At 33.3% G+C, this 19,719-nt stretch carries 19 protein-coding genes, 1 pseudogene and 1 riboswitch; of the genes and pseudogenes, 1 reads left to right on the plus strand and 19 read right to left on the minus strand.

Features of this window, described 5'->3' with window-relative positions:
• Nucleotides 1-9: 9 nt before the first annotated feature.
• Complete coding sequence (locus ACP7AQ_RS04915; RefSeq protein ID WP_426094612.1) at nt 10-1,008, minus strand: zinc dependent phospholipase C family protein; 999 nt, start codon at nt 1,006-1,008, stop codon at nt 10-12.
• Nucleotides 1,009-1,105: 97 nt separating this feature from the next.
• On the opposite strand from ACP7AQ_RS04915, the gene ACP7AQ_RS04920 reads away from it, so the two are divergent.
• Entirely contained in the window at nt 1,106-1,846 is a 741-nt protein-coding gene (locus tag ACP7AQ_RS04920) for a YoaK family protein (protein ID WP_426094613.1), read from the plus strand.
• Here ACP7AQ_RS04920 and ACP7AQ_RS04925 read toward each other — a convergent pair.
• The 18 genes and pseudogenes from ACP7AQ_RS04925 to ACP7AQ_RS05010 form a co-directional block, all read right to left on the minus strand.
• The gene (locus tag ACP7AQ_RS04925; RefSeq protein ID WP_426063702.1) at nt 1,839-2,816 is read right to left on the minus strand and encodes a YeiH family protein; all 978 of its coding nucleotides are present in this window, start codon (nt 2,814-2,816) and stop codon (nt 1,839-1,841) included. The genes ACP7AQ_RS04920 and ACP7AQ_RS04925 overlap by 8 nt on opposite strands.
• Before the next feature lie 75 nt (nt 2,817-2,891).
• Nucleotides 2,892-3,788 (minus strand): LysR substrate-binding domain-containing protein, encoded by an 897-nt coding sequence (locus ACP7AQ_RS04930; RefSeq protein WP_426063701.1) that lies wholly within the window; start codon nt 3,786-3,788, stop codon nt 2,892-2,894.
• Between the two features lie 14 nt (nt 3,789-3,802).
• Nucleotides 3,803-5,830 (minus strand): hypothetical protein, encoded by a 2,028-nt coding sequence (locus tag ACP7AQ_RS04935; protein ID WP_426063700.1) that lies wholly within the window; start codon nt 5,828-5,830, stop codon nt 3,803-3,805.
• Between the two features lie 75 nt (nt 5,831-5,905).
• Nucleotides 5,906-6,652 (minus strand): 3-oxoacyl-[acyl-carrier-protein] reductase, encoded by a 747-nt coding sequence (fabG, locus tag ACP7AQ_RS04940; protein WP_426094614.1) that lies wholly within the window; start codon nt 6,650-6,652, stop codon nt 5,906-5,908.
• A gap of 182 nt (nt 6,653-6,834) precedes the next feature.
• Nucleotides 6,835-8,157 carry a Na+/H+ antiporter NhaC family protein gene (locus tag ACP7AQ_RS04945; RefSeq protein WP_426094615.1) on the minus strand — a complete coding sequence of 441 codons (1,323 nt, stop codon included), beginning with the start codon at nt 8,155-8,157 and terminating at the stop codon, nt 6,835-6,837.
• Nucleotides 8,158-8,211: 54 nt separating this feature from the next.
• Nucleotides 8,212-8,308, minus strand: a riboswitch (SAM-I-IV-variant riboswitch).
• A 127-nt stretch (nt 8,309-8,435) separates the two neighbouring features.
• A complete protein-coding gene (locus ACP7AQ_RS04950; RefSeq protein ID WP_426063691.1) occupies nt 8,436-8,858 on the minus strand; it encodes a hypothetical protein in 423 nt (140 codons plus the stop codon).
• A gap of 215 nt (nt 8,859-9,073) precedes the next feature.
• The gene (sucD, locus tag ACP7AQ_RS04955; protein WP_091207776.1) at nt 9,074-9,946 is read right to left on the minus strand and encodes a succinate--CoA ligase subunit alpha; all 873 of its coding nucleotides are present in this window, start codon (nt 9,944-9,946) and stop codon (nt 9,074-9,076) included.
• Nucleotides 9,947-10,040: 94 nt separating this feature from the next.
• On the minus strand, nt 10,041-10,403 hold the full coding sequence (locus ACP7AQ_RS04960; protein WP_426063690.1) for a nuclear transport factor 2 family protein: 363 nt from the start codon (nt 10,401-10,403) through the stop codon (nt 10,041-10,043).
• A gap of 1 nt (nt 10,404) precedes the next feature.
• On the minus strand, nt 10,405-11,334 hold the full coding sequence (locus tag ACP7AQ_RS04965; RefSeq protein WP_426094616.1) for a UDP-3-O-(3-hydroxymyristoyl)glucosamine N-acyltransferase: 930 nt from the start codon (nt 11,332-11,334) through the stop codon (nt 10,405-10,407).
• A gap of 82 nt (nt 11,335-11,416) precedes the next feature.
• Complete coding sequence (efp, locus tag ACP7AQ_RS04970; protein WP_426091163.1) at nt 11,417-11,983, minus strand: elongation factor P; 567 nt, start codon at nt 11,981-11,983, stop codon at nt 11,417-11,419.
• Nucleotides 11,984-12,157: 174 nt separating this feature from the next.
• Nucleotides 12,158-12,943, minus strand: a complete 786-nt coding sequence (gene lpxA / locus ACP7AQ_RS04975) for an acyl-ACP--UDP-N-acetylglucosamine O-acyltransferase (protein WP_091207753.1) — start codon at nt 12,941-12,943, stop codon at nt 12,158-12,160.
• Nucleotides 12,944-13,029: 86 nt separating this feature from the next.
• Nucleotides 13,030-14,418 (minus strand): bifunctional UDP-3-O-[3-hydroxymyristoyl] N-acetylglucosamine deacetylase/3-hydroxyacyl-ACP dehydratase, encoded by a 1,389-nt coding sequence (locus tag ACP7AQ_RS04980; RefSeq protein WP_426094617.1) that lies wholly within the window; start codon nt 14,416-14,418, stop codon nt 13,030-13,032.
• Nucleotides 14,411-15,454, minus strand: a complete 1,044-nt coding sequence (gene lpxD / locus ACP7AQ_RS04985; RefSeq protein ID WP_426091161.1) for a UDP-3-O-(3-hydroxymyristoyl)glucosamine N-acyltransferase — start codon at nt 15,452-15,454, stop codon at nt 14,411-14,413. The genes ACP7AQ_RS04980 and lpxD overlap by 8 nt, the downstream gene beginning before the upstream one ends.
• 130 nt (nt 15,455-15,584) lie before the next feature.
• Nucleotides 15,585-16,814 (minus strand): HD domain-containing protein, encoded by a 1,230-nt coding sequence (locus ACP7AQ_RS04990; protein WP_426094618.1) that lies wholly within the window; start codon nt 16,812-16,814, stop codon nt 15,585-15,587.
• Nucleotides 16,815-16,935: 121 nt separating this feature from the next.
• On the minus strand, nt 16,936-17,742 hold the full coding sequence (locus tag ACP7AQ_RS04995) for a 3-keto-disaccharide hydrolase (protein ID WP_426094619.1): 807 nt from the start codon (nt 17,740-17,742) through the stop codon (nt 16,936-16,938).
• Between the two features lie 398 nt (nt 17,743-18,140).
• Nucleotides 18,141-18,680 carry a GNAT family N-acetyltransferase gene (locus tag ACP7AQ_RS05000; RefSeq protein WP_426094620.1) on the minus strand — a complete coding sequence of 180 codons (540 nt, stop codon included), beginning with the start codon at nt 18,678-18,680 and terminating at the stop codon, nt 18,141-18,143.
• Between the two features lie 184 nt (nt 18,681-18,864).
• Nucleotides 18,865-19,146, minus strand: a complete 282-nt coding sequence (locus ACP7AQ_RS05005; RefSeq protein WP_426094621.1) for a hypothetical protein — start codon at nt 19,144-19,146, stop codon at nt 18,865-18,867.
• 461 nt (nt 19,147-19,607) lie between these two features.
• Nucleotides 19,608-19,719: pseudogene (locus ACP7AQ_RS05010) on the minus strand (IS30 family transposase); the annotation flags it as partial.

A 19,719-nucleotide genomic window follows, 5' to 3' on the forward strand; every position in this document is an offset into this window, starting at 1 on the left:
AATATAATGTTATTCTTTTTCGTTTGTCAAACCAAAAAGGTTTCCTTTTTCAAAAGTTTTTAAATCCTTTTTTAAAGTTTTACTATTGCGCTTTGTCAGTTCAGTAGCATCAAGATTACTTAAATCCGGTTTTCCCGCATTTACCCACGCTGTGTACCAAAAACTTGCAGTGGCACTAATGGCTTTTTTCATTTGTTGTTCGACCATTCCATTCAAATCCGTGTGTAATTTAGCAGCATATTCATCAGAATATAACGTTCCGCCGTATTTGTTTTTCACCACATTTCCAGCTGCATCCGTTACATACATTTTGTTTTCAGCAGTTGCAGTTCTTAATTTTTTATCAGTATCCAATAAAGGCTTTACTAAACTATGAGTGTCAAAAATGATATCCCAAGTTGCTTTCTCTACATTCTCTAAATATTTTCCTTGCGGTACATTAAGCTTATAATCTTTGGCAAACAATTCCGGCAAACGACTTTCCCACAAAGAATGAATTCCTTTTTGATTGGTATTTTGTCCGTCATGATTGTCCGAAGTATGTAATGGCATGTGCGCATCAGCAATGTAATGTCCTAAATCAGCTGCGATAAATAATATTTCATTCTTTCTTTTATCCTTGAAAGCTTTAGTCAATTTGACCATCATATCCTGAATGTACCAAGGTAAAATTCCGTTTTTCGTCAAAAATTTCTCCTCATATTTAAGGTTCGCTTCTTCCATTGTTTTGGGAAAAGTTTCCACTGCACCAAAATTCTCCATATCAAAATAATGACGCGGCGGCTCCGCTTTATCATTCAAAACATTTCTTCTCAAATCCGGAACGGTAGATCCTTGCGTGATAAAATCAATGTGATTGTAAAAAAATGCTTGTAATGGTTTTGGAAGTGCCATTACTGCCGCTCTATTGATTCGTTCATGACCAATAACGCCCCATGACAAAAGAAAAATAGCAACTCCAATAACAGATAAAGTAATAAGTGTAGGTCTAATTTTAAAATTTTTCATTAAATTTATTTTTTTGAAGTACAAATGTATTTCTTTAAATCGTTATTAAAAAAAATTGGGTTTAAGATTCTGTTAATTAAAAAAGAAAACTACATATATGTTTCGACATCAAGGGAAAAACAGAACTTTTATTCACAATCTTCGTTTGGCCACTTTATTATCTTTTGTTGCCGGAATTGTAAATGTTACGGGTGTTTTGTCTATTCAAACATTAACTACCAATGTTACGGGACATTTCGCCTATTTTGCGGAAGAATTCATGAAACGGGATTATACAGCCGCCATTACCTTTTTTGTATTCACTATTTTCTTTTTGTTTGGTGCTTTTATTTCTAATTTTTTAGCGGAATTAATTTCCAAAAAACACCCTAATTTATCGCACGTCATTCCTATTGCATTGGAAATGATTGTTTTAATTGGTGTTGCAATCTTTGGAACACAATCCGAATTATCTAGCATTGATGGAAAATGGATTGCTTTTTCGATGCTTTTTGCTATGGGAATACAAAACTCTTTGGTAACCAAGATCTCTCAATCAACGGTCCGAACAACCCATTTAACTGGGCTTTTTACCGATTTGGGTATTGAATTATCTCAATTGTTTTTCTATAAAAAACCCGAAGAAAAGAAAAAATTAAAAACCAGTATCTATCTGAGATTATCCATTATTTTATTCTTTTTTATCGGCTGTTTTGCAGGTGGTTTTCTTTATGATTTATTGAAAATGAAAACACTTTTTGTGGCCGCCACTTTTCTATTGTTTGCACTTTTGTATGATTATCTCCGACTGCAATTTCATGTTATAAAGCGAAAAACCTTTCATCATAAAACTATTTAAGATAAATAATTGAGATCAAAGTTGCGATTGCTATAAATGTCCACAGCAAAATTCCTTGCGAGAGCGGTTTAAATCCTACCGATTTTAGAACAGTTCTATTCAATCCCGCTCCAATTAGGAACAAAGTTACTGTCAGACCTATTTTAGCAACTGAAACCAAATGCGGTCCAAAATTACTTATTTGTGGCAAATACGTATTGGCAATCATAGCCACAATAAAAAATCCAATAAAATAAGGGATTTTTATTTTTCCCGATTTATTTTTGAAAAAAAATGCAGTAATCAATGCCACAGGAATAATCCACAAAGCACGGGCTAATTTTACTGTAGTGGCTATCTGCAATGCTTCAGGACCAAATTTACTGGCTGCTCCTACCACAGAACTGGTATCATGAATGGCAATGGCGCACCATAATCCAAACTCTTTTTGTGATAAATCCAACCAATGACCCACGGCAGGAAATAAAAAAAGTGCAACCGAATTCAGAATGAATATCACTCCTAAAGCAACTGAGGTTTGTTTTTCATTGGATTTGATAATAGGAGCAATCGCTGCAATGGCACTGCCACCGCAAATTGCAGTGCCACAAGAAATCAAATGCGTTGTTTTCTTTTCGGTTTTAAACCATTTACCAAGAAAAGTTCCTAAAATCAAAGTACTAAAAATAGAAAGTACCGTAAATAAGAAGCCTTCTTTTCCTGCAGCAACAGCACTGTGAACATTCATTCCAAATCCTAAACCAACTACTGAAAATTGCAATAAGTAATTTGTGGCTTTATGATTCAATTCTAAAAATGGATGTCCAAAAAGATTGGCGACAATTAATCCCAACACTAAAGCAATTGGCGGGGAAACAAAAATTGTGGTACAAAACAACAGCAACACAACAAAAATGAGTTGCTGCAATGTGGCATTTACTTTAAAAAAAATAAAAGATTCTTTTTGAATTACTTTTTGATGCGTTTCCAATGTAAAGTTGTTGAATTATTACATCACAAAGGTGAAAAGATAAATCTATTTATGCCAATCGTAAATTATGATCTGCTATAACTTTAAATTATAATTATTGTAAATATTCTGGATGAACAAATCCGATAGAGAATCCGTTTTTCCTTGTAACGTAATGATATAAAAGAATCGTTCTATAATTAGGTCTTTTATGTCAAGTATGGCCAATTCATTGTTTGCAAGTTCTTTTCTTACCGCATGAATGGATATAAAAGCCACACAATCAGAGTTCATCAAATAGGATTTTATGCTTTCGGTACTACCTAATTGCATTTCGATTTGTAGTTCTGATAGTTTAATTTTAAATGGTTTCAACGCATGTTCAATTACTTCAAGTGTTCCTGAACCTTGTTCCCGCATTAAAAAACGCATCCTTTTAAGATCATTTTGAGTCACTTCTTCAATACTAACTAATGGATTGGAACTCTTACAGACTAAAACCAATTCGTCTTTTAAAAACTCCGTATATTTAATGGATTTATTTTTTGATTGCCCTTCTACAATACCTATTTCAATCTCCTGTTTTAACAAAGCATTTTCTATTTGTTCCGTGTTTCCATTTAGTAAATTCACTTTTACATCTTGTAATTTTTTATGGAAACGAGCTAAAAGTGGCGGAATTATATACTGTGAAATAGTTGTACTGGCTCCTAATCGCAACAATCCTGCACGTTGATTAATCAGCGTGCTCATATCAAAATCTATTTCGCGGTAAACTTCAAAAATGTTTTTGGTGTGCTTTAATAAAACTTCACCAGCAGTAGTCAGTGTGGTTTTAGAACCATTTCTATCAAATAATTTAATTTTATATTGCTCCTCTAATTCCTGAATGTGTTTTGAAATCGCGGGTTGCGTGATAAACAATTCCGTTGCAGCTTTTGTGAAACTCAAACGATTGGCAACGGTATAAAACACTTTCAGTCTAAAATCCATAGTATTTAATTGTATTACAGTAATCCGTTGTATTTTCGAACAAACCATTCAGTTGCCAGCAAAATTAAAATTAAAACCAATAACCAAATCCAATCAATTAAAGGCGTTTTAGTAACACTATTCTTTTGTACTGCTCTATATTCGTCGTTTTCCAAAAGCATTTTAACCAATGCATCGACTTGATCGGGAAAAAATACTTTTCCTTGTGTTTGCGTCGCTAATTGTGTTAATTTTTCGACATCGGGATTGACAAATTGATTTTCAATATCAAAATCAAGAATTTCAAAACTACTGGAATAGGTCGTTTTAGAATTCAATTCTTTTACTGTAAACGCATAAGAACCGGCTTTCAATCCGTCAAGATTGACTTTAAAGGAATTATTATCTTTTAGTAAATCGTAATTTTTTGTTTGCCTGGTTTTGGTATTTGTTACCGCAATAGTCAAACGGGCTTTTTCATCAAACTCATAATTTTTATTGAAAAATTGCGCAGTTATTTCAATGGTTTCACCGGAATTATAAAAACTTTCATGCTCAACAACCAGTGATTTTTTAGAATTATTCGAAGCTAAAAATTGAATAATCTTATCGATTAAAATATCATATTTTTCAAAAGATTGATTGTTGACATGCGTTTGCAAACGCCATTTCCAACTATTTTCTCCCAAAAGATAAGCGTCTCGCCTGCCTTGATTTTCTGTAAAAGCCAATAAAGGTGAATTAGTATCTATATTTCTAATTTTGGACGAAAGCAAAACAGACACCGCTCCTTTTGTAGTTACGTTTCCAAAAGCGTTTTGCAAAGGCGGTAAATTTTCAAACCCGATATTGTCAGCTGCAAACAAATTAAACTGCGCATTAAAAACTGACAAATAATCTTCTTTTTGTCCACTCATTTTAAAGCTCAAATTATTCTGTTGCTGATTCAGAAAATTGAAATCGGTGTTGTTACCAGTAATAATAAACGTATTGATTCCCGCACCTTTATTATTCTCAAAAATGGTTTTGAATTCAGTTGTTGGCTGGTATAAAATTAAAACATTAAAATCCTGCAATGTTTTGACTTCATCTGGTTTAACGATTGTTACTTTACGCTGTACATTGGATTCAATCGCTCTTTTTAGCGCACCTAAATCAGGATGATTTATGGCTGAAATTATGACAATATTTGTTTTTTGGTCAATAACTTCAACCGCAAAATTCTTGGTGTTATTATACGTGTTTTTTTCCTTTTCTTTTGATGTGATAGTAGCTTTAAAAACCTGTAATCCTATTTTATCAGCCGGTAAAAGAACACTTACTTTTGCCGTTTTTTTGGAGGGAGAAAAGGTAATCGATTGTTTACTAAATACCGACTTGCCTTGAGATATTACAAATTCAGCAGTTATACTATTAGTTCCTGAATAGTGCAAAAAAGCTTCTACAGGAAATTTATTTTTTTGAAAAGCGTATTTATTAACGTTCAGCTGATTGATTTTAAAATCTAAAAAAGTCGTTGTATCACCTACAATCACTGGAAATACTTTATTCGCAACATCAAAACTATAGATATAATCATTCCCCGAAGTTTGATTTCCATCCGTAATTAAAACAGTTGGATAGATTGCGTTTTTATAAATACTTTTTAGATTTTTAGCTACAACATCAATATTCGTTTGGATTCCTTTAAAATCAAATATTTCTGTTGGTTCAAAATCATCTGAAAATTGATACGATTGCACGTCAAATTTCTGTTGTAAATCCGAGTTTGATTGTATTTTTTTATACAATACCAATGCTTTTTCATTGGCATTCAAAAAAGAAATAGAACTTGAATTGTCAACAACAATCGGTAAAGGTGTTTTTACAGTTTCCAATGTATTTCTGGTTATTATTGGATTGATCAACAACAATAAAATTACAAAAATGGATGAAAAACGCAAAAAAGCCAAAAACCAACCGATTTTCGATTTGTTTTTAGCTTTGTAGATGTATTGAAAAAACGACAAACTGCCAGCTAATAGTATAGAAAGAAGTAATAGTAGCAAGGTAGTTGTTGTCATATTTTAGCAATGTTCAGTGTTCAGTGTTCAGTGTTCAGTTCTCATCTTACTGATTACTGAAAACTGATAACTTTTTTAAGTAAGCATTCCTCCGCAAACATTCATAACTTGTCCAGTCACGTAAGCACTCATATCTGAGGCAAAGAAAAGACAGGCGTTGGCAACATCTTCAGTCGTTCCGCCACGTTTCAACGGAATTCCGTCTCTCCATCCTTTTACAATATCTTCGTTTAATTTAGCTGTCATTTCTGTTTCTATAAAACCTGGAGCAATTACATTGCAACGAATGTTACGTGATCCTAATTCTAGTGCTACAGATTTAGAAAAACCGATAACTCCCGCTTTAGAAGCAGCATAATTAGTCTGTCCTGCATTTCCTTTTACACCTACAACTGAACTCATATTTATTATCGAGCCAGATCGTTGTTTCAGGAAAGTACGTTGAATGGCTTTTGTCATATTAAAAACCGATTTCAAGTTGACATCAATTACTTGATCAAAATCGCTTTCAGACATACGCATCAATAGATTGTCTTTAGTAATTCCAGCATTGTTTATTAGAATATCAACCGTTCCAAATTCAGCTAAAACAGCATCAACAAAAATTTGGGCCTCATTAAAATCGGCAGCATTTGATTGATATCCTTTAGCTTTAATTCCAAGAGCGTTCAATTCGTTTTCCAATACCAAAGCCGATTCTACAGAAGAGCTGTAAGTAAAGGCAACATTTGCACCATGTTTTGCAAAAACTTCAGCAATTCCTTTCCCAATTCCGCGACTCGCACCTGTAATTATGGCAACTTTTCCTTCTAGTAATTTCATATTTAAAAATTAGTTTAAATTTTATTTGGAGCTATTCCTGCTATCCGTTTCAATCTTTTATGATCGCTCCCGCTCACATAAAAGGATTTTCACTGCTATCAGGGCTATCTAACACTCGTCAAATATATAATAATTCCCTTTTTAAAAAAAATTCAAAAGCAATAACAGTCAAAATTCAATTCTTAAATTTTAAAGAATCGTTTTGTCCATTTATCCCAAAACGAACTGTAAATAGCCACTAATGTGAAAACTAATAAAAATAAATGATACCAAGCATTACTAATTAAATCAAAGAAATCTAATTTCCCGTTAGCGTAGCTCAATATAAGCAATACTTGAGCACCATAAGGTAAAATCCCTTGAATTATACACGAAAAAATATCCAGAATTGCAGCCGTTTTTTTAGGATTTAAATTGTATTCATCATTAATTTCTTTAGCAATCGGCCCTGTAATTACAATAGAAACCGTATTATTCGCTATCGCTAAATTAGCAAAACCTACTATAGCGCCAATTCCCGCTTGAGCTGATTTTTTACTTTTAATTCTTTTTTTAATCTGAACTAATAAATACGTTATTCCGCCCGCTTTATCTACCATGGCAGCTAAACCTCCTGTAAGCATAGACAACAAGAAAATATCAGTCATACTAGTAAAGCCTTCATATATCTTTTGCGTAAACTCCATTAGCGTAAATGAACCACTAAAATATCCAATTATACCTGCTAATAAAGTACCAATAAGCAATGTTGAAAATACATTAACACCCACAACCGCTAATATGATTACTAAAATGTAAGGTACAGTTGCTATCCATGAAAAATCATTTTTTGCAATGGCAACGGTCACAATATCCGAGTTCAAACCAAGATAAAAGAACACCAGAATAGTAAAAACTGCAGCTGGAAAAGCAATAAACAAGTTAATTTTGAACTTGTCTTTTAGATCACATCCTAATGACTGCGTTGCTGCGATGGTAGTGTCAGAAATCATGGAAAGATTGTCTCCTAACATAGAACCACCTAATAAAGCGCCAGATATCAATGGTAATGAAGCGCCACTTTTATCAGCTAATGCGACAGCGATTGGACCAATCGCTACAATTGCACCTACTGAAGTTCCTGTAGCAGTTGATAAAAATGAAGCAATCAAGAAAATCCCCAATGGAAAATAGGCAACGTCGATAGTATTTATTCCAAGATTCACCAGAGCGTCAACTCCGCCCATCGCGTTACTTACCACCGCGAAAGCGCCGGCCAATAAATAAATTAAACACATCGTCATGATTTTGCTTTCTCCACATCCTGCAATTAGTGTAGCAACTTTAACGTCAGTTGAAGATTTGAATAACAAAAAAGCAGCAATAATACCCACCAGAACAGCGACTGGCGATGGAAAAGCATAAAAATCTTTTAGAATAATTCCTGCTCCTAAAAAAGTAAAAATAAAAATAAATAAAGGAATTAATGCAAAGGCACTTCCTTTGTCTTTGGAAAATAAAGTCATAAAAATAATTTACAATTAAAAATTATGACGAAAAACAAAGCTAAAAATGGGAATGTAAACAACATTTTTTCCAAAGGATTTGGCTTATCGTTTTAGCACCTTGCTTGCTGTTGCAGGTTGCTATCCTATTGTAGGATTCGTGATAACGGGTGCAAAAGTAATTAATTATTTATGAAATATTTGGAATTTCATTCAAAAAATAATAATTCAAAAAAAAGCGCCACATAAAAATATGACGCAATTACAATTAAGATATTGAAAAAACAGGCTTTAAATAATTAAAAAGCTACATTCCATTTTGGTAATCTTCCATTTTCGTCAAGGAAATTTTGCAAAACTTGTCCTTCTACAAATGTTGGGATTACTTTCGTATTGTCATTGAATGTTTCATACCAAACCACTTCAAGCGTGCTGATATCTTCTATTTTCATTTGTGCTGGCCAAGAATATTTTCTTCCAGTTTTTGCAAATTGGTGTCCTTCTACAATTTTATCTTTCAAGCCACCATTTTTAATTTTCAAAGTTCCGTTATTTTGAATAGTTCCAGTAGAACCAACCATAATTAACTCTTTTTCATCTCCAACGGAATACACTAAAAATACTCCAGATCCTTCTGAAGCATTACAAACTTCTGCTAAACTATCTTCTGTAGTAAATGAAAACTGATTGGTAACTTTAAATTTTTTTAATTCTTTGTACATGTTATTTTATTTTTATTTGAACTGGCTTCGGCAAAAAAATACCCCACAAAACCGTGAGGTCAATTAGAAACCATTCGTTTATGTTTATTCTTATTAGGATTGCAGCTAAAAAACAACTGCATTTAATAAAGTGCAAAGATATTTCTTTAATTCAATTTATAATAAAAAAGCCCCACAAATGTGAGGCTTTTAAAGATATTTAATCAGAGTTTAGATTAACCTAAAACTTCTTTTACTTTTTTACCAATTTCAGCTGGAGAATCTACTACGTGAATTCCACATTCTCTCATGATTTGTTTCTTAGCTTCGGCAGTGTCATCTGAACCACCAACAATTGCACCTGCATGTCCCATTGTACGTCCTGCTGGAGCGGTAACTCCTGCAATGAATCCTACAACTGGTTTACGGTTACCATCAGCTTTGATCCAATGGGCAGCATCCGCTTCTAATTGTCCACCAATTTCACCTATCATTACGATACATTCTGTTTCTGGGTCGTTCATCAATAATTCAACTGCTTCTTTTGTAGTGGTTCCAATAATTGGGTCTCCACCAATACCAATTGCAGTAGTGATTCCTAGTCCTTGTTTTACCACCTGGTCAGCTGCTTCATACGTTAATGTTCCCGATTTAGAAACAATACCGACAGTTCCTTTTTTGAAAACAAAACCTGGCATGATACCAACTTTAGCTTCACCCGGAGTAATTATTCCTGGGCAGTTAGGTCCTATTAATCGAGCGTTTCTTTCTTTAACATAACTATTTGCTTTTATCATGTCAGCAACAGGAATTCCTTCAGTAATTGCAATAATTACTTTTATTCCAGCGTCTGCAGCTTCCATAATTGCGTCAGCAGCAAAAGCCGGCGGTACAAAAATGATTGTTGTATCAGCACCTGCTTGTTCTACAGCATCTTTTACAGTATTGAAAACTGGTCTGTCTAAGTGAGTTGTTCCCCCTTTTCCTGGAGTTACACCACCAACAACGTTAGTACCGTACTCAATCATTTGAGAAGCATGGAAAGTTCCTTCGCTTCCTGTAAATCCTTGAACAATTATTTTGGAATCTTTATTGACTAAAACACTCATGATATATTTTTTATGTAGTTTTTAAAATGGTTATGCAAAAGTATAAAATAGTAATCAGTAATCAGTATTCAGCGTTCAGTTTTTTGACACTAAATTATGATAATTGACTCATTTGGTACCCTCGAAATAATTTATTGTCTTTAATTTGCCAAATAACAAAAAAATGTGCCAGCAGCATCTCTTCTCTAGGATTCTCAATCGTTTTCACAAAATGAGAATAGCGAACTGAAATTAAATCATTCTCAGCTAAAATATGACTGATCCGAACTTTAGAACGAACGTACGCTTTGCTCAACTCAACAGATAAATTTACTAACGAATCATAGTTGAGTTCCACAAATCCTTTACTGCTGTTCCATTCCACAATTACTTCCGGATGCAAAAAATCTTTAATAACCTCGCTGTCAATTAAGGCATCTGATTTATAAAATTTCTGAACGATTTCTTTTGCAGACATATTATTTTAGTTTATTTAGAATTTCTGGAATCTTCTTGATATTAGCCAGTTGTTTCAATTTTTCTCTTGATTCTTCAATTGGAGTACCGAAATACGATTTACCACCTTCTACTGATTTTGTTACGCCCGTTTGACCAAGAATAACAGCCTTTGCTCCTATTGTTATCCCACTCGTGGTTCCTACTTGTCCCCAAATAGTAACTTCATCTTCAATAATAACACAACCCGCGATTCCGGTTTGTGATGCGATTAAACATTTTTTTCCAATAACGGTATCATGACCAACGTGCACCTGGTTGTCAATTTTTGTGCCTTCGCCAATAGTGGTATCGCCAGTAACACCTTTGTCAATGGTACAAAGAGCTCCAATTCCAACATTATCTTTGATAACCACTCTTCCGCCTGAAAGTAATTGATCGTATCCTTCAGGTCGCTTCTTGTAATAAAAAGCATCGGCACCCAAAATAGTTCCTGAATGAATCATCACATTATCGCCAATTATCGTATAATCATAAATGGAGACATTAGAGTGAATCAAACAATTCTTTCCTATAACTACATGGTTTCCAATAAATGTATTTGGCTGAATTACAGTTCCTTCTCCTATGGAAGCTGTTGCAGATATTGAAACATTTGAATATTGAAATGGCTTGAAATAGTTTGTCAATTTGTTAAAATCCCTAAAAGGATCTTCAGAAATCAACAATGCTTTTCCCTTTGGACAAGTTACATTTTTATTAATCAAAACAATCGTGGCTGCAGAGTGTAATGCTTTATCATAATATTTAGGATGATCCACAAAGACAATATCTCCGTATTCAACAACATGAATTTCATTCATTCCTGCAACAGGAAAACTAGCATCACCAACATATTCACAGTCGATGATACTTGCAATTTCTTCTAAAGTGTAAACTTTTTGGAATTTCATTTTCTTTTAGTTTTTAGTTTTCAGTCTCAGTTTTCAATCTTTACCCACACGAAATGTCATTGAGGCTGAAAACCAATAAAAACTATTCCTTAACTCTTTCCATGTAATTTCCGGAAGTCGTATCTATTTTGATTTTGTCCCCTTCATTAATAAACAAAGGAACATTTACAGTTGCACCCGTTTCAACAGTTGCTGATTTTGTTGCATTCGTAGCAGTATTTCCTTTAATTCCTGGTTCAGCATAAGTCACTTCAAGAATAACTGATGCCGGCATATCTACTGAAAGCGGTAAATCAGTTTCTGTATTGATACTTACCATTACGTTTTCTCCTTCTTTTAATAAATCAGGTGAATCCAGAATGTTTTTGTTTAAAGTAATTTGTTCGAAAGTCTCAGTATTCATAAAATGAAAATCATTGCCTTCTGGATATAAAAACTGAAATTTATGGTTTTCAACTCTAACTTCTTCGATTTTATGACCTGCCGAAAAGGTGTTATCTAATACTTTTCCGTTTGTTAAACTTCTCAATTTTGTTCTGACAAAAGCAGGTCCTTTTCCTGGTTTTACGTGAAGAAATTCAATAATTTTGTAAATATCGTTGTTGTATTTGATACACAATCCGTTTTTAATATCTGATGTAGATGCCATTATATTTTTTATTTATTTTCCCCACCCCGACCCTCCCCGAAGGGGAGGGAGCTAAGAATGGAAATTAGTTACTTATTTATTTTTATTATATTTTACATTTTGTACTACATTATATTTTTTTATAATATAGGCACGTTTACACTCTCTCCCTTTCGGGGAGGTCTGGGGAGGGGATTAATAATTCCCAGAATATCCTTTCATTACTCCTCTTGATGAATTTCGAATAAAATCAATGATTTCATCTCTTTCGGGTGTTGCTTCCATTTCAGCTTCGATAATACCCAAGGCTTGAGTTGTATTGTAATTTTTTTGGTACAGAATTCTGTAAATATCCTGAATTTCTCTAATTTTTTCAGTGGTAAAACCACGTCTTCTTAATCCAACTGAATTAATTCCAACATATGATAAAGGTTCTTTTGCTGCTTTTGTGAAAGGCGGAACATCTTTTCTTACTAAAGAACCACCTGAAATCATTGCGTGATCTCCAATGTGAATAAATTGATGGATTGCTGCCAATCCTCCAATAACCGCATATTTACCAACTGTAACATGACCTGCCAAAGCAACTCCATTTACTATAATAGCATTATCACCTATGTGACAATCATGCGCAATATGCGCTGTTGCCATTACTAAACAATTGTTACCTAAAGTTGTTTGTCCAGAAGCGATTGTACCTCTGTTTATAGTTACGCATTCTCTAATCGTACAGTTGTCACCAATTATTGCTAAAGAATCTTCTCCTCCAAATTTTAAATCCTGAGGAACTGCTGAAATTACCGCACCAGGGAAAATATTACAATTTTTTCCAATTCTTGCGCCTTCCATTATCGTAACATTCGAACCAATCCAAGTCCCATCTCCAATTATTACATTATTGTGGATGGTTGTAAATGGCTCGATGACAACATTTTTGGCTATTTTGGCGCCTGGATGAACATAGGCTAGTGGTTGATTCATCAGCTATTATTTATTTTTATATTTATCAGAATAAAAACTCCAATCGATTTTTGTTGCGATTCAATTGTAACGTTTTCAATCTAAATCTATTGTTTTTTTGCAATTTGCGCCATTAATTCCGCTTCAGCAACTAGTTTTCCATTTGCGTAAGCATTTGCTTGCATGTGGCAAATTCCTCTTCTGATCGGCGTTATTAAATCACATTTAAAAATTAAAGTGTCTCCTGGCAGCACTTTATGTTTGAATTTGACATTATCAATTTTCATAAAATACGTCAAATAATTTTCAGGATCTGGAACAGTGCTTAAAACCAGAATTCCACCGGTCTGTGCCATGGCTTCCACAATTAAAACACCTGGCATCACTGGAGCTTCAGGAAAATGACCCACGAAGAAATTTTCATTCATCGTAACATTTTTCATTCCCACAACATGACTTTCAGACATTTCAATGATTCTGTCAATCAATAAAAACGGAGGTCTATGAGGAAGTACCGCCATAATTTTATGAATGTCCATTAATGGCTCCTGGTGTAAATCATAAACAGGAACGTAATTTCTTTGTTCAATTTTTATGATTTTCGCCATTTTTTTGGCAAACTGTGTATTTACAAAATGCCCTGGTTTATTAGCGATTACTTTTCCTTGAATTCTTGTTCCAATTAAAGCCAAATCACCTACAACATCAAGTAGTTTGTGCCTTGCAGCTTCATTAGGATAATGTAATGTTAGATTGTCTAAGATTCCATTTGGTTTAACCGTAATTTCGTCTTTTCCAAAAGCAACTTTCAAATTTTCCATCGTTGCGGCTGAAATTTCCTTATCAACATAAACAATCGCATTATTCAAGTCACCACCTTTTATCAAACCATTTTCCAAAAGAGATTCTAATTCGTGTAAAAAGCTAAATGTTCTGGACTTTGATATTTCAGTTTTGAAATCAGCAATACTTTTCATATTTGCATTCTGAGTTCCTAGAATTTTAGTACCAAAATCAACCATTGCTGTTACACAATAATGATCACTTGGCATAACTAAGATTTCACTTCCTGATGCTTCATCGGTAAAAGAAATCACTTCCTTAACAACGTATACGTTTCTTTTCGCATTTTGCTCTTCAAAACCTGCTTTTTCAAGTGCTTCAACAAAATACTTTGAAGAACCATCCATAATAGGAAGTTCAGAAGCATTCAATTCGATGATTACGTTGTCTAAATCACAACCAACCAGCGCTGCTAAAACATGCTCGGGAGTTTGAATTTTAACGCCAAGTTTCTCCAAATTAGTTCCTCTTTGCGTGTTTACAACATAATTTGCATCTGCCTCAATAATAGGTTGTCCTTCAAGATCTACTCTGACAAAGGTAAAACCATTATTCACTGGAGCAGGTTTAAAAGTCATTTTTACTTCTTTTCCTGTGTGTAATCCAACTCCAGTTAACGAAATTTCTGTTTTGATGGTCTTCTGTTTAACCATTGTTTCCATTTTTTTGGTTTAATATTTGTTTTTTTAATTCTTCTATTTCTGCAACAATTTTCGGTAAATTCTTGAAATGAACATACGACTTACTAAAATCATTGTAACCAAATGTAGGGCTTCCTTGCAAGATTTCATCATCTTTTATATTCCTTCCCACACCGGACTGCGCTTGGATTCGCACATTGTTACCAATGGTTAAATGACCTGAAATTCCAACTTGTCCGCCAATCATGCCGTTTTTCCCAATTTTTGTAGAACCTGCAACTCCTGTTTGCGCGGCTATCACTGTATTTTCCCCTATTTCAACATTATGGGCTATCTGAATTTGATTGTCAAGCTTGACTCCTTTTCTGATGATGGTAGATCCCATGGTAGCTCTGTCAATTGTGGTACAAGAACCTATATCAACATTATCTTCAATAATTACATTTCCTATTTGCGGAATTTTAGTGTACGTTCCGTCTGGATTTGGTGCAAAACCAAAACCATCAGCGCCAATAATAGCACCAGAATGAATGGTACAATTGCTACCAATCACGGTTTCCGAATATATTTTTGCGCCAGCAAATAATATTACATTATCCCCAATTGACACATTATCCCCAACAAAACAATTAGGATATATTTTTACATTTTCGCCCAAAACTACATTCTGACCAACATAACTGAAACTACCAAGATATAAATTATCTCCGTATTTTACACTTTGTGAAAGAAAAGAGGGCTGTTCTATTCCGGTTTTATTCAATTTTACCTGATTATAAAACTCTAATAATTTTGAAAACGCGGCATACGCATCATGTACTTTTATTAATGTTGTGGTCAAGGGTAATTCTGGCTCAAAAGACTCATTAACAATTGTAACGGAAGCTTTTGTGGAATAGATAAAATTAAGATATTTAGGATTTGATAAAAAAGTAAGTGATCCCTCAGAGCCATCTTCGATTTTTGACAATCTAAAAACTTCAGCCATGGGATTTCCTACAACTACTCCTTCTAAAATTCCCGCTATTTGTTCTGCTGTAAATTTCATCTTATCGGATCATATTTTTAAAAAAAGTAAGATGGAACTCGCTTTGTAAAGTTCTTTTTGAATTAAAAAAAATGATTTGGCTCGTTTCATTGTGGCAAAAATATAAAAAAATAGATTTTAAACGACGTTTTTATAGCAGTTGTTTTGGGAAACAGATATAATACTTCGTCACTAATTTAGATAACGATTTTAAATTCAGCTGGTCAGAAGATTCTATAACGTCCTCTATTGTGCTATCTTTTTTCAAAATTCGTATCGGTTCCGCTTCTTTGCTGTACGCTTGATTTTTTATTTTACCTTTAAAAATAAAATAATTAGTTTCTAGTAATGAAATATTATTTTCTACTGCGAATCTTTCTTTTAGCGGCTGTAATTCTTCAATCCCTACTTTTTCACTAGTTAATTTTATTTTTAATAAATCTCTGTTGACAATCATTTTACTTAACGACGACAAAATAAAATCATCTTGTTTTTGCCAAGCTTTTAAAGCTCCAATAATATCAAAATCATCCAGTTGAGCAAATAAATCCAAGGTTTCAGCATCAAAAGTATCAATAGTGACTTTGTTTTGCATGAAAAACAATAGCGGCTCGCTGCACGGCAATTGCACTCCTTTTAGAGTTAATTCTTTGGCGCGTTTTAAGATTTTCATCAAAATTAACTCTGCCACTAAACTCGTTTTGTGCAAATACGCCTGCCAATACATCAAGCGTCTGGACATTAAAAACTTTTCGACGGAATAAATTCCTTTTTCTTCAATTACTAAATAATCGTCCACCACGTTCATCATTTGAATCAATCGTTCCGAATTGACATTTCCTTCTGCCACTCCCGAGTAAAAACTATCACGTTTCAAATAATCCATTCGATCCATATCCAATTGACTGGAAATCAATTGCAACATAAACTTTCTGTTGTATTCTCCTTTAAAAACCTGAATTGCCAAACTCAACTGACCGTTAAATTCAACATTTAATTGATTCATGAATAACAACGATATTTCTTCGTGATGAACATCTTCTACAATGCTTTTTTCCATCGCATGCGAAAAAGGACCATGCCCAATATCATGCAATAAAATAGCAATGTACAGTGCATTTTCTTCTTCCAGAGAGATAAAAACTCCTTTGAAACGCAACACATCGACAGCTTTTTGCATCAAATGCATACAGCCTAAAGCGTGATGAAAACGAGTATGATTTGCTCCAGGATAAACTAAGTACGACAATCCCATTTGGGAAATTCGGCGCAAACGCTGAAAATAAGGATGCTGAATTAAATCGTAGATTAAGGCATTTGGGATAGTTATGAACCCATAAATGGGATCATTAAATATTTTTAGCTTATTGATTTGACTCACTATAAGTTTGTTTTTAAGGTCAACAAATATAAGTAAATTAGTGTTTAAAACAGAAATCTTACTAAATGGGTTTTGAACCCAAAAAAAAGGAGCGTTTTTAGCGCTCCTGATGTATTGTCTTTTAAAGTTTTCTAATCCAAATATTTCTGAATTGATTTTTAGAATCATGATCCTGAAGTGAAATAACATCATCGCCATGAGACGACGGATAATTGTGCAAACCGATGTAAAGTGTCAATCCGTTTATAGTTGTGTTGTTTTGTACTAAAACACCATTCAAAAATACGGTGATTTTTGCCGGAGCATCAATTCTTCCATCTACCTTAAAACGTGGTGCTGTGTAAATTACATCGTAAGCATTCCATTCTAATGGCGTTTTCACGGCGTTTACTAATGGTGGATGATCTTTATAGATACTTCCCGCTTGACCATTGCTGTATGTTCTATTATTGTAGGAATCTAAAATTTGCAATTCGTATCTGTTTTGGAAAAACACACCACTGTTTCCTCTTGCCTGTCCGCCATCTAAAACGACATCCGGTGCACTCCATTCCAGATGCAACTGACAATCGCCAAAGGTCATTTTGGTTTGAATGGCTCCTGAGCCTGGAACAACTTCCATGTAATCTTTATCAACAATTTTCCAACCGGCAGGTTTACTTACATCTTTTTGGTTGACCCACTGGTCCAGATTTTTACCATCAAATAAGATTATCGCGTCCGAAGGTGCATTGCCAAGGATTTTAGCAGGCGTAATAACTTTTACTAACGGTTCCCAAATTTCCGTCATTTCGGGTTGCATCAACATTGGGGAAACCTCTGGCGGAGTATTTACATATTTGTGTTGCGCAATAGTTGCTGTAGCGGAAAAAATGGCAATTATTAAAAAAGAGTTCTTGAAATTTTTAGCGTTCATGGTTGAATTCATTTGGTTTAATAAAATATAAATTTAGGGTTATTGTTCTCTTTTCAATATTAAGCATTTTTTTTTCATGAACTAACTTTTAATCTAATTATAACTAATTGCGTATAATTCAAATTTTTTAAACGCATAAAATGATAGTTTTAAAAATTCATTCTAAGACGTTTTACAATATTATAGCGCATCGCAGCTTTACGAATCCTAGAATTAAGCTATCCTAATCTTTTTTCCCTTTGAATTTATGCGTTTATTTTAATGTTTTTTTCGGAATTTGTAATTTCATATAATTGCGCACAAGAAGTTAAATAAAACTCATGAGTTTTTAAACTCTAAATTTCACACGAAATCCTCCCAAAAAAATGGATTTTAGGATTTAAAAAATCAATTTCGTTTTTCTATTGATATCAATCGGTTGCTAAAATTGCGTAGCCGTAATTATCGGACCAGCCAGATGATAACGGCAATAATTTTCGGGTGTGTGCTTCTCTAATCATTCCAGTTTTTTCCAAAACATGGATAGAACCAATATTCCCAACCGCGCAACCCGCCTCAATCCGATGCAGATGAAGTTCTTCAAAACCAAAACGGAGAATTTCTTTTAAAGATTCTGTAGCGTATCCTTTGTTCCAATGATTCTTGTGGAATTTAAACCAAACTTCCGCATTTTTATATTTTACTTTCCCTAAATTGATTCCTATTAATCCTATAGTTTGGTTTCCGGTATTCAATTCGACTGCAAAAGTAAAATGGGTCGCAAATTCTTTGTTGTTTTCAAAAACCCACTTTTCTAAAAGTAATTTTGTTTCTTCGAGTTCTGATGGAATTCCTAAAGTATTGAATTCATCTGTTTCTTTCAAAGAATGCAATTCATGAATATAATCCAAATCCAAAAGTGTGATTGGTCGTATAATTAATCGTCGCGTTTTGAAAATTGTAGTATTCATTATTGACTATTATAATTTTAATCGAGTAATAAGTAGTAAAACTCAAATTTGAATTTTGTGCCCACTAAAACCAGTCTTTTTGTAATTATATAACCTTATAATTTCCGACTAATCAACATGGGCACAAAAAAATTTATTCAGTACCAAAACAAAAAAAAGTTCGAGTCATTTAAATTAATAAGTCCTAAAACAACTTAAATATTCTGTTAATTGGAATCATCACACCTTGTTTCAAGATAACATTTTTGTCAGTGACACCCCAAACCGTGGTGTCTACAACTTTCTTGGATTCAACGTCTTCAAAGAAAATTTTAATTTTTGAATGCTCTAAATTGCCCAGTGATAAAGCTCTGTTGATTTCACCAGTTCTTGTTTTTATTTCGTCAACGTCGCTTAGAACATCTGTTTTTGGAAACTTTAGAAGCGCAATATCTTCTTTATCAATGATATTGTAATCTTCTGTCATAATAGTAAAAAATTTAATTAATAATAAATTGCAGTACTGTGGAAAATCAAAAAGTTGACCTATTTTATTCGCCATAATACTACATTACAAAAATAAAACCTCCCAAGTTTGTTACTGCCAATTTTATATTAATTTTTTGTCTTTCTTAACAATTACTTTTTTATCTGCTCTATAGAATTGCTCTCAATTCAGTGTTGTTCCAAAAAATTCAATATGGTGCAATCAAACAAATATTTTAAATCTTAGAAAGTAATTTTTTCTTTGAATACCAGTACTGACAGAAAAACAGATAAAAAAATTAAGCAGATTGTACAAACTATTTTATAAAAATTTAAAAACTGAATTTTACTAATTTATAATTTTCCGACACTCAATAAATTCACTATTTTTCCTAAGTAATTCCTAAAGAATAAATGATAGCAATTAAAAAAAATGAAATTCATTTCTTTTAATTGCAGGATTCAAGTTATAAATGCAACTTTTTGATTAAACATAAAATTAGGTGTTTCAAAATTAAATCTTTTTCTTGGTCTATTGTTTAATTTCTCTTGTATTTCTATAATTCTCTCTGGA

Origin of the sequence: Flavobacterium sp. DSR2-3-3 (assembly GCF_049896585.1) — a bacterium.
Classification (GTDB): Bacteria; Bacteroidota; Bacteroidia; order Flavobacteriales; family Flavobacteriaceae; genus Flavobacterium.